Here is a 17338-nt window from a genome sequence, read left to right as displayed (position 1 = left end):
GAATACATTCAGTTTTTTAAAATTAATGTTCTGATAAAAAATCTAAGAAACAAGAATCAACCACCCCAAAAACAACATATTAACTATTTTATATATCTTTCAACGATGAAAGTCCATTTTTAAGTAAAAAATATATGTTATAATTTAATAAATAAGTAAAAATATTATAGTTAGGGTGAGAAAATTGAAAAAAAAAATTGGTATTGTTGCTGATTCCTCTTCAGGATTTTCAATTAAAGATTTAAAAGAAATGAATATTGGATTTTGTCCATTATTAATCACTTTTAGTGATGATACAACTATTACTGATGACCCTAACATTCTAGAGGATGAAGAATTCTATAATAGAATAGTTCATAAAAAACAATCTGCCAAAACTTCGCAAACACCACTTGGTCAAATGAGTATAATTTGAGAAGATGCTTTAACTAAATTTGAAAAGATTATTTTTATTCCTTTATCAAAGGGGTTATCGGGTCAATATAACACTGCTACTATGTTATCAAAAGAATCTAATTTTAAAGATAAAGTTTTTGTTTTTGATAGTAATGGTGTTTCAGTTATTAACTGACTATTAGTTAAAAAAGCATATCAAATGTCACTTAACGAAAAAAATAATGTTAATGATATTATAGAAGCACTAAAATTAATAAGAGATAACTATATAGCATTTATTTTACCTTATGATTTAAATTATTTAGTTCGTGGTGGTAGAATTTCAAAATCAGCAGCAGCCTTAGCTACTATGTTAAAAATAACTCCAATTTTATCTTTTGACGGAACCATTGATAAATTTGATAAAACAAGAACATGAGATAAAGCAATTAAAAATACTCTTAAAGAAATTAATAAAAGTAAAAAAATAGAAAGCATTACTCTCTTTTACATTATTCATGCTTTTGCTGAAGCAAAAGAAATAGAAAAAATTACAAAATTTGTTAAAGATTATGGCATTAAAAACGTCAAAACTATTAATTTAGCAAACGTAATTTGTGCTCATACAGGAATTGGAACCTTCAGTTTTGTTGCTTTTAATTTAGATAAAGATAAGTTACCAAAATTATAATAATAAAAAATTCACTTTTATGAGAAACATTTAAAAGTGATTTTTAATAATGGCAGGGGTGGCAGGACTCGAACCCACAACACTCGGATCTGAAGGCCGATGTTCTACCATTGAACTACACCCCTAAAATATTTAATTTGAATAGTACATGTTCAATTTTACGTTAAAGAAGTTTTAAGTTCAATTAAAATTTCATTTTTTTTATTTTTAATTCACATTTATCACAAATTCCATGAATTTCTAACTTATAATGTGAAAAATAAAAATTATTTTTAGTTGCTAATTTTTCAAGTTTTTCTTCTTGTAATGGTGAAATTTGTTGTTTATCTTCGAAAGAGGCATGAATAATTTTATTACAAAAATTACAAATAATATGAACGGTATTTTCTGATAGTTCGTAAATTATTTGTTTTCCTTCAAAAACATTAGCATGAATAATATGTTCTGTCATTAATAAATCAATAGTATTATAAATACTCATAATATTAATATTATCATTACCTTCTTTTGTTAAAAAACTAATAATATCATTAATACTAACATGTTGCTTAAGCGTTAATACTTTAATAACTGCTTTACGAACATCAGTTAAACGATAGTCTTTATCTTTCAACTTTTGGATAATATTTTCAAAATTTTTATTCATACTAATCTCCTGATAAAATATAATATTACTTTTTTTTATTTTCAATTGCTACTAATCTTTCAATTTCATTTATTAAATCTTGAACTGTTTTTGTTTGTAAATCCAGTAATTTATTATCATTAATTTTTACATTATGTTTTTCTTCTATTTTAATAACAATCATTACTAATTTAAGAGAGTCAATTTTTACATCTTTAAATTTAGTTTTGGGTGTAATTTTTTCTTTAATTTCTGGATAATCTTTTTTAATAATTTGATGAATTTCACTTAAAATATCCATAAATTCACTCCTAATTTAAATCATTTTTATTAATAATTATACTTAGTATAACATAGAGCATTAAATTTTATTTGTTATTTTAAAATATCATTCTAAATAATCTAGTTTTAAATTAGTATTATATTCAACTCATACAGCATTATTTAAAATGCTAAATTGTAAAGGTAAGTGCAACTAAATTATTTTTCTATCCAAATATTCGATTGGTGAAAGATAATTTAATATTTTTCTCGGTCTTTGATTTAAAGACAATATAAATTTATGAACTTCATTTTTATTAGTTTTTGAAAAAATAAATTTTTTAGGAAATTTTTCTCTAATTAAACCATTAGTATTTTCATTAGTACCTCTTTGTCAAGGTGAATATGGATTGGCAAAATAAATTTTTACATCTAAATTTTTTTCAAGTTGTTGTCAATTTGAAAATTCTTTGCCACGATCAAAAGTAATAGTTTTAACAATGTTTTTAGGAAGAATTGATAAATAATAACTGACATTTTTATTAATAACTTTAGTAGTTCTGTTTTTAACTAATATTGCTAAAGTAAATCGTGATACTCTTTCAACTAAAGTTATTAAACATGATTTGCTTTTACCTCGTGATGATACTATAGTATCTCCTTCCCAATGACCAAGTGTTATACGATCATTAACATTTATATCTCGTTCTTTAATTGATTTACCATTAAACTTGCCACGATTTTCTTTAGATTTTCGTTTTTTACCTTTTCTTCTTAAATTTTTACTAGTAACTTTATCAAGCATTCCAAAATAAATTCAAGTATAAATTGTTTTAAAACTAATAACTCACTCTTTATGAAAATTTTTAATTCTGCCATAAATTTGTTCAGGTGATCAACCTAATAGTAATTTTTGTTGTACATATTTTACTAAATTCTTATTTTTAAACTTATGAAAACTAATATGTGATTGTTTTCGATTTTCAGATTTATTTTGTGCAATTAATGAAAAATAATGATTATTATCTTTATTTCTATTAATTTCTCGAATAATAGTACTAATACTTCGATTAAGATTTTTAGCTATTTCACTAATTTTAAATTTAAATTTCAATTGATTCTCAATATAAATCCTTTCATCTATGCCAAGATGTTTATAACTCATATAAAAACTCCTTACTTTTTTCTAAACTAAATTTAGCATTATGAAATTTTTATATGAGAATTTTTTGCAATTTTATTTACTTGCACTTACAAGTATAATTCAGCACTATTAATATTCATTTTATATCCTTAAATTAAATATAAGTATAAAAAACGCTTAATAGTCGTTTTTTCTAATTTTTCATATTCTTTGATATGATAATATTTTTTTCATCAATTTTTATTTGATTTAACTAAGAACATTCTAACAATATAACTATATTCATTTTTTGGTAATAATGCTAAAACTGTATCAACAATTTGCACATGTTTCTCATAATTTTTTAAATCTTTATTTATCGCTATCTTATTAGCATAGTGAACACTATCCTCTTTCAAAACATAATTTTATTTAAAATTATTATTTGCTAATGTTAATTTTGCTTGTTCATATTTAACAAAAATAGCAGCAATTAGTTGCTTATCAGCACTTATTTGTTCTTTCATTATTATCACCTCAATAATAATTTAAGAACAAATAATTATCTTTCCTCTATTTTATTTCTATTTAACTTACTAATTTTAATATGATCTTGCAAAATAAGTTCAGACACTATTAGGAGTTTGACACTTAAAACAATTACTTGGTTTTTTATACGGTTCTAAAGGAATACAACGTGATGTTGTACCAGTTAAACTTTTAATTTCTTCTTCACACTTTATTTGATCACAAAAAGGTACAATAAAAAAACCTTTATGAATTTTAACTAATTTATGATATTCATTGAAATCTGTTAACTCTTTTAAACTTGTATTTAATTTTTTTTGTGAATTATTAAATAAATCTTTATTTAATTTATTTAATTGATTAATAATAGTTGTTACTAATAGTTTTTCATTATTAATTTCAACATCAATAGTATATAAATTATGACGTAAAATTAATTTAATTACTTGGTTTTCAATTTCTTGCTCACCAATTGCAATAGTAATTGGAATACCTTTAATTTGACTTTCACTTTTCTTATAAGAAAAACTTTTATTATCTTCATTTATTAATACTCGGAAATGAGAACTTAAAATTTTAAATATTCTTTCAACAATTATTTTAACTTTATCACTTTTAGGTGATAAATTTAAAAGCATAATCTGATGCGGTGCAATTGTAGATGGCAATACTAAACCCAGATCATCGCTATGCGCCATAATTAAAGCACCAATTAATCTTGTCGATACACCTCATGATGTTTGATATCCTAATTCTTGTTTATTATCTTTATTACTAAATTTAATATTAAATACCTTTGTGAACTCTTGACCAAAATAATGACTAGTACCGGCTTGTAATGCTTGTCCATCTTGCATCATAGTTTCAATTGTATATGTCATTTTTGCCCCAGCAAAACGTTCGTGAATTGTTTTTGCACCAACAATAACTTTAATTGCTAATTGTTTTTCAACAAAATCAGCATACAACTTAATCATTTTTAATGTAAAGTTTTTTGCTTCTTCATCGTTATTATGCATTGTATGCCCTTCTTGTCATAAAAATTCACTAGTTCTTAAAAATGGTTTTGTATTTTTTTCTCATCTAACAACATTACATCATTGATTATATAATAATGGTAATTGTTTATATGAACTAATTATTTTTGAAAAATGACGACAAAATAAAACTTCTGAAGTAGGACGAATAATTAGTTCCTCTGATAATTGATTATTTCCAAATTTAGTTACAGTTGCACATTCTGGTGCAAAACCCTCAATATGATCTTTTTCAACTTGAAATGCTTTTTGACTAATTAAAAGTGGTAGCATTACATTTTCAATATTTAAAATTTTAAATCTTTGATTTAATAAATGTTGAATATTTTCTCAAATTGCATATCCGCGAGGACGAAAAATAATGGTACCGGCTGCTGAACCATTTTCTGCGCCATAATCACAAAGTTCTGCTTGCTTAATAACATCAGTATATCATTTGGCAAAATCAATCTCTCTTGCTGTAATATTTTTATTCTTTGCATTATTCATAATGATCTATTCACCTTTTGTTGATTGACTTTTATGTCACTTCCAATAATTTGGGTAATTTAAAGCATCTAGCACTTTATTTGCTTGTTCTGATTCTAATACTTTTCCTAGTAAATAGTCAACCTTTAATCCTTTTAAAACAATAATTTCAGGAACGTTAATAATACCACGAGCTAAAATATTTTTAATACCTAAAATTCTTAAATAATGCAAACAAATAATAACATCAATATATTTACTAAAACTAAAAGTAACTTGTTCTAATAAATTAGAAGTTAAAACTACATAATCAGGTTTAAAATGATTAATTAATTTAAAATTATCAATATGACGTAAATCATGAGTAAAAGAAATTTTTATTTTATTACTACGAATAGTTTTAATAATTGAATCATACTTATTCCAACTATTAATTTCACCAATATCTTGAAAATCAAAAATTAAATCACAATTTTCAAAAAGATTTTTTCTCTTATTAACAAGAGCAATTAACTTTGTTAAAATAGTTTTATCTTGTAACTCAATTAAACTAACAGGAAGAATAAGGTTTTTTTCTTGTTTTAATTTCGCAAATTTTTCAAATGTTTGAATAAATAAAGGCTCATTTACTTTTCACCACAATCCTGAATCTTGAATATTACGCATCAAAACAATAAACGAAACATAATAAGAATTTTTAACAAAATTTCATCAAGCATAGTAACAATTTGGTTCATTTGAATTATCACTTTTATATACTGGTCTAATACTAACACTTAATAATTTTTCCATTTGTTCTGATTGTAGAAGTGAATAATGATTATAATCGGGATAATTTAAAATATCATTTGTCTTCAATTTGATTTCAATTAAGTCTCTACTTTGTACTAATTCTAATTGATTCTTATCAATAATTTTATTATATAATATATAGACATTTGAAGCATCAGTTTTTACTGAAGCATAAACACATAATATTTGACTTTGAATCTGCAAATAACTACTTTTTTCTACTAAATTACGTTTAATATAACTATTTATTTTTTTTTGGAATCGATATAAATTTATTTTCTTATTTCTAGAATAAATTAAAAACTGACCATCATAATATTTACAAATAATAGTATTATCTAATCCTAAAGTTATTTTACTATAATATGAAATTAATAATTCCATTCGTTCAATATTATTAACAGTTAAAATATTTTCTAATGCTAAATAATTTTTTATTTTTATTAAAATCATATATTCAAATTGACTATTTATTTTTTTATTATATTTTTTTTGACTAAAATTATCTAAAATAGTTTGTACAAAAACTGACTTTACCACTGTTAACTCATTTTGTTGTAAAATAATTGCTTGTGAAATAGCAAAACGATTATAACGAATATTACTTTGCATTTGACCATACAAAACTTTATTATTATTATCAAAATAATCAATTGATAAATCATAAACAATAACTTTACTTCCTAATTGAAAGGAAACAGAAAAATGACACGGCTCAAATGGAACTTTATTCACTAATAAATCTTGAATAAAAATTTCAATTTTTACTTTAGTTTTACGATTCATCATTGATTTAAATACAAACAATGAAATTCGTTTTTTACGATTTAAAACTTCTAAGCGTTCAGAAAAAGTAATGATTTCATTTTTTAAATCAATTTTCAATGGAACTAAACTTAACAAATCACCATGGATAAGATTATAATATTGATTATTACGATGATTTAAACGTATAAATAAAATAATTATTATTGTCATAAAAGGAATTAAAGCAATAATTACAATTGCAGATCAACGCATAATTTTACCTCCATTTAATCAGAGCCTAAAGTAATATTACCATTATTTCCTTGGAAAAGTTTTAACTTTAGTCTTTGATTATCAATATATAATTTAGCTAAAAGAAACATTTTGCGATCTTTAACCAAAATTCAATCAATAGCTTCAACAGGAATTGTTTCGTATATTTGAACACGATTAGTATCAACATTTAAACCTCAATCTTTAGTAGTGCTTTGAAATAGTTTATGAATATCAACAGAAATAATAGCTATTTTATTAACATCAACATTTTGCTCTGCACATCACTTTCAAAAAAAATGACGTGTTGAATTACCTAACTCTAATTCTAAATAAGTAGCATGTTCTAAATAAGTTCAAACAATATATTCTTGCTTTGGCAATAATTTAATTTGTGAAGAAGGTTTAATTCCTTGTTCTAATATTAAAGTAATATTACTAACATCAGTATAAAAAAATAAGTTAAAAATATTTTTATTTTCTAAATGTTTAATAATTTGAATAGTTGATCTTCTTCTAAAATTTAAAAAAATATTATTACGTTTTTTATTATTCGTTGAAATAGAAGATTTATTAGATTTTTTTTGTTTTTTAAACCTATTAAAAAAAGGAGTTTTTTTTTCATTGTCTTCTGATAATTTAGAAATATCCAAATTAGGTTGATTTTCATCACTAAAATATTCTTTAATTTTTTTAATTCGTCGACTTCAACCCATAAATTATGACCACCTTATTATTAATATTTACCTAATTATACTAAATTTTTTTAAAATAATGGTGCTAAAATTCTAAGCAATAATAAAAATACACCCCGATAGGCAAAACTACGATGTAGTAGTGGATTACTAATAATTAAACTAGAATGAATAAAATCTTTTTCAAATGAAGCAGATAAATCACTATTTTTTTTACTATCATAAACAATTACTAAAGTTTGATGATCTGAATAAAGACTACGATAATCAAGATTAGTTGAACCAATAATAGTAATATCATCATCAAAAATACCGGACTTAGAATGGTTAAAAACATTATTATATTCGTAAATTTTAACACCTGACTCAATCAATGAATCATAATAAGTTCTTGACATGTCTAATGATAAAAATTTATCAGTAATTCCGGGTAATGATAATCTAACATCAACACCAGAATAAGCACTATTACGCAATGCAGTAATTAAATCGCTAGTTGGAATTAAATAAGGAGTACTAATTCAAACTCGCTTTTTAGCATTACTAATAAATTTAATAAATAAATCTTTTTGAATTGTTTCTTTAGTAATAGGTCCATCATCAATTACTTGGACAATAATATTATTTTTAATTTTTATTTCAGATTTTTCAGCACTAATATCAAGAATATTACCAGTAATAAAATGCCAATCTTGTCTAAATATTAAATCAATTGATTTAACAGCTTCCCCAACAATTCTAATTTGGGTATCTCTTCAAAAGCCATACTTTGCAGAAAGATAAATATAGTTATCTGCTAAGTTAACTCCACCAGCATAGCCAATATTCCCATCAATAATAATATCTTTACGATGATTACGAAAATTATAATTTCCTGTCATAAATGGTAATCTAACTGGTGAAAATTTATGAATAATAATTCCCATTTTTTTCATTTTTCATATTTTATATTTTGATAAACTAAAATATGAACCAACAGCATCATAAATCATATAAACTTTAACTCCCACTTCAATCCTTGCTTTTAAAACATTAATAATTACTTCTAATAGCTCCCCTTCACCAAGAATAAAATAATTAATAAAAATATAACTTTTTGCTTGTTTTAAATCTTCAATTAATTTAACAAATTTATTAGGACCATTATTTAAAATTTGAACATCAGTATTATTATAAAATGGTCGATGAGAAATTCTTGTTGTATAGTTAAATAAAGATAAAGTATCTTCACTCAAAGTTATTTTTTTTGATTCTAAAATTGAATTAGCAAAAGTTCAATCTTCTTGGGTATAAAAATAACTATTTGTTTTTAAATAAGCTTTTTGTTTTCGTCGATAACGATAAGGACGACCAAAAGTTCAATATAAAAAAATACCGATGATTGGCAAACATAAGGTAACCATAATTCATGATAGTTTTGCATCTTGCATACGATTGGTAATGAAAATAATAATACCAGTTAAAATAGTTAAAGTAATAATTATCATCAAAATAATTCATGAATATTTAATATAATTAAATATAACAAAAACTATTGTTGCAATCAAAGCAATATATAAGATTAATGATAAAAGTAAGTTTACTCGTTTACGCATGATTTCTCCTTAATATAAAGAGTTCTTTATTAAATTATATCTAATTATTAATAAATTTATTATTTAAAAGTAAAAAAAAGCAATTAATGCTTTTTAAATAATGGCGGAATGGGAGAGATTCGAACTCTCGCGACAGTTTCCCGTCCTAACTGATTAGCAATCAGTCCTCTTCAGCCTCTTGAGTACCACTCCAAAGTTATAATAATTATTTTTTTTACAATTATGATTATAACTTTAATTTTAAAATTTACTATGTATTTTTTAATTTTTTTTTAAAAATCCTATATTCCAAAATAAAATTTCACTATTTTTTAAATTAAATAAATAATATATTACTAAATTTGTTACAAATTTATTTTTTACTTGAAACTACTATTCAATAATCTAATTAATTTATACAACACAAACATTACATTGATAATTTTCACTATCCTCTAAAACCTCTTGACGAATACGAACATAATAAATTGATGAACAACCTTTTTTAAAGGCTCTAATATAAGCTTTATTTAAATCACGAGTTGTCGCTTTATCAGTAATAAATAAAGTTAAAGAAATTGCTTGATCAACGTGCTGTTGTGCAGCTGCTACAATATCAATAATTGGATTAGGACCTAATTCATATCCACCTTCAGTGTAATATGATAAATTATTATCATCAATCTTATAAGCAGGAACATAAACACGACCTAATTTCCCTTCTTTTCGTACCTCAACAGGAGCGACTACCGGTTGTAGACTTGGTGTACACGAAGATAAATAACTAATTGAACCAGTGGGTGCTACTGCCATTAAATGTGAATTAGCCAATCCCGTTTCTTTAATTTTTATTACTAATTCTTTTCATTGCTTCTGAGTTGGAATCATAATGTTATATTTTGTAAATAATTCTTGTATTTTTTTTGTTTCAGGAGTTCATTTATCTGACTGACATTTTATGTATTTATCAAAATATGAACCATCAGCAAATTTTGAATTTTTAAATCCACCAAAACTTCCAAATTTTAATGCTAATTTATTTGAAGCACTAAAAGCATGATAAGCCATAACATAAAAGAAAATATTAGTAAAATCAATTGCTTCTTTTGAATCATAAAAAATATGATTTGTTGCTAAAAATCCATGTAAATTCATAGCACCTAAACCCAAAGCATGATTTTTTTTATTTCCATATGCAACTGACGGAGCACTAGAAAAATCACTACTTCTTGATACTTGGTCTAATGAATGAATTGCTTGAAAAATAACCTCACCAAATTCACTTCCACTTTCCATTACTTTTGCAATATTAATACTTCCTAAATTACAACTAATATCTTCACCAATTTCTTTAAAACTTAAATCACTATTAAATTCACTAGCTGTACTTACTTGAATAATTTCACTGCACAAATTACTCATAACAATTCTACCGGGATGAGCATTATTTTTATTTACTGTATCATCAAATAATAAATAAGGATATCCACTTTCAAAATGTAATTCAGCAATCATTTGAAATAATTTGCGAGCACTAATAAAATTTTTACTAATTTCAGGGTTTTTTAACATATTATAATACTCTTTAGTAATAGAAATATCTGTCATTGCTTTACCATAAACTTTTGTAATATCATAAGGACTAAAAAGTGCCATCTGTTCATTGTTTTTTGCTAATTCAAAAGTAATATCAGGAATAACTACTCCTAAAGACATTGACTTAATACGAATTTTTTCATCTGCATTTTCACGCTTTGAATCTAAAAATAACATAATATCTGGATGATGAACATTTAAATAAACTGCTCCAGCACCTTGTCTTTGACCTAATTGATTAGCATATGAAAATGAATCTTCAAGAATTTTCATAACTGGGATAACGCCTGTTGCTTGATTTTTAATATTTTTAATTGGAGCTCCAAATTCTCTTAAATTTGTTAAACACAAAGCAACTCCACCACCACGTTTTGATAACTGTAATGAAGTAGTAATAGCGCGAGCAATTGATTCCATGTTATCTTCAATTCGTAAAAGATAACATGAAGTGTATTCACCTCTTTGTTTTTTCCCTGCATTTAAAAATGTGGGAGTAGCTGGTTGAAATCTACCAGACATAATTTGTCTTAAAATTTTACTAGCATGTTCAATATTACCATCAGCGAAAAATAAACTATTCATAACAACTCTATCTTCATAATTTTCTAAATATTTTTTACCATTAAAACTTTTTAAAGCATAAGAATTATAAAATTTTAAAATACCCATAAAACTCGTAAACTGATAATTAAAACTGTATGCTTCATTTGTTAATCGTTCAATTTCCGTAATTGAATATTTATTAATTATTGTTTCATCATAATATTGATTTTTTACTAAATATTCTATTCTTTCTTTAACGGTTTTAAAAAGCAATAAATTTGGTTTAATATGATTTTTCATATAAGATTGTGCTGCTTGCAAATCAAATTGTGCATTATTAGTAGTTTTTGCTCTAGCATTTAAAGTAACATATTCATCACTTTCTAAAGTTCCAGATAAAGTATTTATTTCATTGGTATTTTTTTTATCTTTATCTCAAAAATCTACTAATATATTTTTTATTGTTGATACATCATTATTAGTTCCTAATAATTCAAATTGAAATAATAGTGGGACATTTAATTTTTTTGAAAGAATTGGCCCGGCAATTGCAAAAGTATCACCAAAATTAGTATTACCCGACGCAATAACACCACGACAAAAATTACGATTTTGCTTATTATTTAAAAATTTAATTACCTGTTTAGGAACCGCCCCTTCTTTAATATCACCACCCCCACTATATGTTGGTGTTATTAACACATAATCTTTATCAACTAAAATTTCCTCTTGTAAATCGTGAGGAATTCTTGAATTTAAAACCTCTAATTTTTGAATAAAACGATGAGTATTATTTGACAAAGAAGAAAAATAAACAACATGAATTTTTCCCTCTGGCTTTAATATTTTTTGGTTTGAAACTTTTACAACATCATTATGCATTTTTTTCTCCTTTAAAATTAAAATTCTCAATCTTCATCTTGCGTTTCTACAGTAATGCCCATTACATAAGATGAACCATTACCTGAAAAGAAATCGTGATTTTCATCAGCTCGAGCTGATAATTGATTAAAAATTTCTGGCTTAATTCTTGTTTGTTCTTCACTAAAAGGTGAATCATATCCTAAATTTTGTAAAAACTTACCAGCATTATATAAACTAAACTTAATAGCATCTTCAGCTAAATTAAATTCTTGATATAATTCTGTTAAATATTGCTTTTCTAAATCAATTAATTTAAACAATAAATCAAATACAAATTTTTTCATTTCTTCTTGTTTTTCTTTTGGTAACTTTTCAACTTTTCTTTGATATTTATAGCCACTATAATAATTATGAATAACTTTATCACGTAAAATTAATCTAATAATATCTGAAGTATTAGGTAATTTACTACGAGCAGATAAATAAAATGGTAAATAAAAACCACCATATAATAAAAAACCTGGCATTAAAGCGGCAGCTACTTTGGATTTTAAAGGATCATCACTTGTATAATAAGGAATTAGTGCACGTGCTCTGGCTTGTAAACTTTCATTATTAATTACTCATTCATGAGCAGATTCAATCTGCTCACTAGAACATAAAGTTGAAAAAATTGTTCCGTATGATCGAGCATGAACTGCTACCATAAAAGCAAAATTTGTGTAAATAACTTGTTCATGATCAGTTAAAGAATTAGGTATTTGTGCGATATCACCAACTGTTGCCTGAATTGTATCTAATAAAGTTAAACCTGTAAATGTTCTTGTTATTAACTCTTGTCATTTTGGATTTAATGTTTTTCAAGAAGTTAAGTCATTAGAAACAGGAATTTTTTCTGGTAACCAAAAATTTTGAGTAATACGGTTTCAAACCTCTAAATCTTTTTCATCATTGATTACATTTCAATTTACAGACCGCATTTTTCCATTAAAATTTTTCATAATATATTCTAATGGTGACTGTGATTGTTGAAAATATTTGTTATCTTTTGCCATTTATTATTACCCCTCTACTTAATTACACAACTAAAAACATCCCCTATATTATATAAAGGATGTTGTCATTATTAAAAATTACTTTATTAAAATTACAAATATTAAAAAATAAAAGCAATTATTAAAAATAATCATTAATTCACACCCAGGAATATAATATTACTTAAAAAATTAGACCGGTCTACTGGCTTAGCTTCATTTTACTTGTTACCCTTCTCAAAGTTTTATCTTCAATGGTTTTGTAACGTTCATCAACATCACAGTTGCTGGGGCAGCAAAGAATTCTCATCTTTTTCCCGAACATCTAAAGTTCTTTGTTATTTAGTTGTATAAATATTCTACTACAAGAAAAACAATTTTGGTAATTTATAAATACATTACTATGTATTTTTTTAACCTCAACTATTTTAAAATTATTCTTAATTTTTTTATTATGAAAATTTTCATTTTAATATACAAAAATAATTTAATATATTTTACTATTGTTTTTTAAAGTAAAAAAACATTAATCTCTATACTTTATTTGTTAATAACTTTTTTTCAACTTTTTGTAATTGTTTAATAAAATCATTAATAGTACCGTTATTTTTAACAATAAAATCAATATCTTTATTTAAAATTAAATATTTTTTTTGTTGATTTAATAATGAAATAACTTGTAAATCATTAACATTATCACGTTCTTTTATTCGTTGGATTTTTTTATCTTCCTCAGCCTCAATTAAAAGAATTTTATCAACTAATAAATTTAAATTTGCATTAAATAATACTGCACAATCAATAACAATTAATTCTTGGTGTATTTTATTACGAATAATATCTTCTTCAACAATTTTTATCATTTTTGGTCAAATAATATTTTCTAATTTACGTAAAATATGAGGGTGTTGAAATGCTTCATACCGTAATTTTATTTTATTAATTGTTTTATCATTATTAATAAAAGTATCACCGAATTCATTAATTAATGCTTTTTTTGTTTCTTTTAGTGTATAAATATGTTTAACAATTTTATCAACAAAAATAACATACGCACCTTTATTTTGAAAAAAATTTGTAGCAGTTGTCTTACCTACTCCCGCTTCACCAATAATACCAATAATCATGAGTTCACCCTTACTTATGTTCAATTTGATAACTTGCAAGAATACCAATCATTGCTGCATTATCAGTACAGTATTCTAATTTTGGAACAATTATTTTTAAATTTGGATATTTAATTTTTAAATCTAATACTGCTAATCTTAATTGCTGATTAGCACTAACTCCTCCTGCTAAAACTAAAGTTTTTGGATTATGTTTTTTTAATGCTAATTCAATTTTATTAATCAATACTTGAATAACTGTTGTTTGAAAAGAAGTTGCAAAATTATTAAATTGTAACTTACCTTTTTCTTTATTTATCAAATTAGCACAGGCTGATTTTAAACCACTAAAACTAAAATCTAAACTATTATCATTTTTAGGTAATGGTAATTTATAAGTTGGCTTTCCCAATTTAGCACTTCGTTCAATTTCAGGACCACCCGGATATTTTAAACCTAACATTCTTGCAACTTTATCATAACATTCACCAACAGCATCATCTAATGTTTGACCAAGTATAGTGAAATTTAAATGTTCATTTGCCAACATCAACTGTGTATGACCACCACTAACTAATAAACCAAGTACTAGAAATTCTCATTCATTATTAATTAAAGAAGCATACAAATGTCCATACAAATGATTACACGGAAGCAATGGCTTTTCTAAATAAGCAGCAATAGTTTCTGCTATAATTTTACCTACGTGTAAACAACTAGTCAGACCAGGAGTATTAGTATAAGCAACAAAATCAATATCCATAATTGAAATGTTAGATTTTTCAATTGCTGTTTGTAAGACAGTAGCAATATTTTCACTATGAGCTCGTGCTGCTAATTCTGGAACAACACCACCATATTGTTGATGAAGCTTAATTTGTGAAGCAATAATATTACTTAAAACCTTTTTATCTTTAATAACAGCAACACTAGTTTCATCACAACTAGTTTCTATCGCTAAGATTATCATCAATATCCTCTTCTTTATAATAAGCAACTGATGATTCTAAAGCTAAAATCATCATTTTTTTAAAACTAGTTTCGCGTAATGCTGCTGAAATTGATTCACCGGTAATAAAAGAATCAGAAATTGTTAATAAACAAGCCGCATTTTTTTCTAAATGTTTTGCATTAGCAAATAAGGCAAAAGATTCCATTTCTACTGCTAAGCATTTACTAATTAAAGGATTAGTTTTATAATCATTATCATTAATACGATAAAATACATCACTTGAATGAATTAAACCCGATCTTAAATTTATTTTTTCACTTACTATATACGAAGAATTTTCATTTTTTTGCTGATCAAATTCATTATCAATTTTTTGTGCCACTTTATTAATAATTTTGCTAATATTACCAACAGATTCAATTTGATTTTCATCAATATTAGCAGCATATTTAGCGAAAGTAGATTCACTATATACTTTAGTAGTATTAATAATATCATAAACTTTAACATCTTTTTGATATGAACCAGCGCTACCAACACGAATAATACAGTCAACATCATAAAATTTAAATAACTCATATGAATATATACCAATTGAAGGCATACCCATACCACTAGCAGCAATAGTAATATTATATCCTTTATATTTTCCAGTAAACATTAACATATTACGAACATTATTTACTTGTTTTCAATCTTGTAAAAAATTAGAAGCAATAAATTGAGCACGTAATGGATCACCTGGCATAATTACTACTTTTGCAATTTGATCACGAGCAGCTTTGATATGAGCTGTTGGAATTTTTTCTTTATTTTCCATATATTCTCCTTTTTTTAAAATAATAATAGTTATTATAATATATTGTTAATTTAGTAACAACATTAATATTTTTAATGACTGGTTTTTTATTTGCTAAATTGTAAAGGTAAGTGCAACTAAATTATTTTTCTATCCAAATATTCGATTGGTGAAAGATAATTTAATATTTTTCTCGGTCTTTGATTTAAAGACAATATAAATTTATGAACTTCATTTTTATTAGTTTTTGAAAAAATAAATTTTTTAGGAAATTTTTCTCTAATTAAACCATTAGTATTTTCATTAGTACCTCTTTGTCAAGGTGAATATGGATTGGCAAAATAAATTTTTACATCTAAATTTTTTTCAAGTTGTTGTCAATTTGAAAATTCTTTGCCACGATCAAAAGTAATAGTTTTAACAATGTTTTTAGGAAGAATTGATAAATAATAACTGACATTTTTATTAATAACTTTAGTAGTTCTGTTTTTAACTAATATTGCTAAAGTAAATCGTGATACTCTTTCAACTAAAGTTATTAAACATGATTTGCTTTTACCTCGTGATGATACTATAGTATCTCCTTCCCAATGACCAAGTGTTATACGATCATTAACATTTATATCTCGTTCTTTAATTGATTTACCATTAAACTTGCCACGATTTTCTTTAGATTTTCGTTTTTTACCTTTTCTTCTTAAATTTTTACTAGTAACTTTATCAAGCATTCCAAAATAAATTCAAGTATAAATTGTTTTAAAACTAATAACTCACTCTTTATGAAAATTTTTAATTCTGCCATAAATTTGTTCAGGTGATCAACCTAATAGTAATTTTTGTTGTACATATTTTACTAAATTCTTATTTTTAAACTTATGAAAACTAATATGTGATTGTTTTCTATTTTCAGCTTTATTTTGTGCAATTAATGAAAAATAATGATTATTATCTTTATTTCTATTAATTTCTCGAATAATAGTACTAATACTTCGATTAAGATTTTTAGCTATTTCACTAATTTTAAATTTAAATTTCAATTGATTCTCAATATAAATCCTTTCATCTATGCCAAGATGTTTATAACTCATATAAAAACTCCTTACTTTTTTCTAAACTAAATTTAGCATTATGAAATTTTTATATGAGAATTTTTTGCAATTTTATTTACTTGCACTTACAAGTATAATTCAGCATTTTTTTTGATAAATAAAACTGTATTATTGCAATTTTTTTCAAATTCTTAATAAAATAAAAA

The 17338-nt window shown here is 24.3% G+C and carries 15 protein-coding genes, 2 tRNA genes and 1 riboswitch; of the genes, 1 reads left to right on the top strand and 16 read right to left on the bottom strand.

Annotation, left to right across the window (positions count from 1 at the left end):
• Positions 1-184: 184 nt before the first annotated feature.
• A complete protein-coding gene (locus ACICQF_RS02300) occupies positions 185-1066 on the top strand; it encodes a DegV family protein (protein WP_338958025.1) in 882 nt (293 codons plus the stop codon).
• Positions 1067-1116: 50 nt separating this feature from the next.
• Here the strand turns inward: ACICQF_RS02300 and ACICQF_RS02295 are convergent.
• The 16 genes from ACICQF_RS02295 to ACICQF_RS02220 form a co-directional block, all read right to left on the bottom strand.
• Positions 1117-1191 (bottom strand) — tRNA-Trp (locus ACICQF_RS02295).
• A gap of 59 nt (positions 1192-1250) precedes the next feature.
• Positions 1251-1712, bottom strand: coding sequence for a Fur family transcriptional regulator (locus ACICQF_RS02290; protein ID WP_252319930.1), 462 nt, complete (start codon positions 1710-1712; stop codon positions 1251-1253).
• A gap of 25 nt (positions 1713-1737) precedes the next feature.
• Complete coding sequence (locus ACICQF_RS02285) at positions 1738-1992, bottom strand: acyl carrier protein (RefSeq protein ID WP_174480328.1); 255 nt, start codon at positions 1990-1992, stop codon at positions 1738-1740.
• Positions 1993-2166: 174 nt separating this feature from the next.
• A complete protein-coding gene (locus ACICQF_RS02280) occupies positions 2167-3117 on the bottom strand; it encodes an IS30 family transposase (protein ID WP_395472926.1) in 951 nt (316 codons plus the stop codon).
• 128 nt (positions 3118-3245) lie between these two features.
• Complete coding sequence (locus ACICQF_RS02275) at positions 3246-3494, bottom strand: MG284/MPN403 family protein (protein WP_395473541.1); 249 nt, start codon at positions 3492-3494, stop codon at positions 3246-3248.
• Positions 3495-3677: 183 nt separating this feature from the next.
• Positions 3678-5129 carry a proline--tRNA ligase gene (gene proS, locus ACICQF_RS02270; RefSeq protein ID WP_395473540.1) on the bottom strand — a complete coding sequence of 484 codons (1452 nt, stop codon included), beginning with the start codon at positions 5127-5129 and terminating at the stop codon, positions 3678-3680.
• Between the two features lie 6 nt (positions 5130-5135).
• On the bottom strand, positions 5136-6920 hold the full coding sequence (locus ACICQF_RS02265) for a hypothetical protein (RefSeq protein ID WP_395473539.1): 1785 nt from the start codon (positions 6918-6920) through the stop codon (positions 5136-5138).
• Between the two features lie 14 nt (positions 6921-6934).
• Positions 6935-7636, bottom strand: a complete 702-nt coding sequence (locus ACICQF_RS02260) for an acetyltransferase (protein ID WP_395473538.1) — start codon at positions 7634-7636, stop codon at positions 6935-6937.
• 50 nt (positions 7637-7686) lie between these two features.
• Positions 7687-9210, bottom strand: coding sequence for a cardiolipin synthase (gene cls / locus ACICQF_RS02255; protein ID WP_395473537.1), 1524 nt, complete (start codon positions 9208-9210; stop codon positions 7687-7689).
• Between the two features lie 101 nt (positions 9211-9311).
• Positions 9312-9402 (bottom strand) — tRNA-Ser (locus ACICQF_RS02250).
• A 201-nt stretch (positions 9403-9603) separates the two neighbouring features.
• A complete protein-coding gene (gene nrdE, locus ACICQF_RS02245) occupies positions 9604-12210 on the bottom strand; it encodes a class 1b ribonucleoside-diphosphate reductase subunit alpha (RefSeq protein ID WP_395473536.1) in 2607 nt (868 codons plus the stop codon).
• A 17-nt stretch (positions 12211-12227) separates the two neighbouring features.
• Positions 12228-13247, bottom strand: a complete 1020-nt coding sequence (gene nrdF / locus ACICQF_RS02240; protein ID WP_252319910.1) for a class 1b ribonucleoside-diphosphate reductase subunit beta — start codon at positions 13245-13247, stop codon at positions 12228-12230.
• A gap of 156 nt (positions 13248-13403) precedes the next feature.
• Positions 13404-13570: riboswitch (cobalamin riboswitch) on the bottom strand.
• Positions 13571-13759: 189 nt separating this feature from the next.
• On the bottom strand, positions 13760-14353 hold the full coding sequence (coaE, locus tag ACICQF_RS02235) for a dephospho-CoA kinase (protein ID WP_338958054.1): 594 nt from the start codon (positions 14351-14353) through the stop codon (positions 13760-13762).
• A 10-nt stretch (positions 14354-14363) separates the two neighbouring features.
• Complete coding sequence (tsaD, locus tag ACICQF_RS02230; protein ID WP_395473535.1) at positions 14364-15302, bottom strand: tRNA (adenosine(37)-N6)-threonylcarbamoyltransferase complex transferase subunit TsaD; 939 nt, start codon at positions 15300-15302, stop codon at positions 14364-14366.
• On the bottom strand, positions 15277-16104 hold the full coding sequence (locus ACICQF_RS02225) for a purine-nucleoside phosphorylase (protein ID WP_395473534.1): 828 nt from the start codon (positions 16102-16104) through the stop codon (positions 15277-15279). The genes tsaD and ACICQF_RS02225 overlap by 26 nt, the downstream gene beginning before the upstream one ends.
• 116 nt (positions 16105-16220) lie before the next feature.
• Positions 16221-17171, bottom strand: a complete 951-nt coding sequence (locus tag ACICQF_RS02220) for an IS30 family transposase (RefSeq protein WP_338979395.1) — start codon at positions 17169-17171, stop codon at positions 16221-16223.
• Positions 17172-17338: the final 167 nt, after the last annotated feature.

It is taken from the genome of Spiroplasma endosymbiont of Nomada rufipes, from assembly GCF_964277355.1.
Classification (GTDB): Bacteria; Bacillota_I; Bacilli_A; order Mycoplasmatales; family VBWQ01; genus Spiroplasma_E.
Note: the sequence above shows the minus strand (reverse complement) of the source record. Positions and strands in the feature narration are given on the sequence as shown.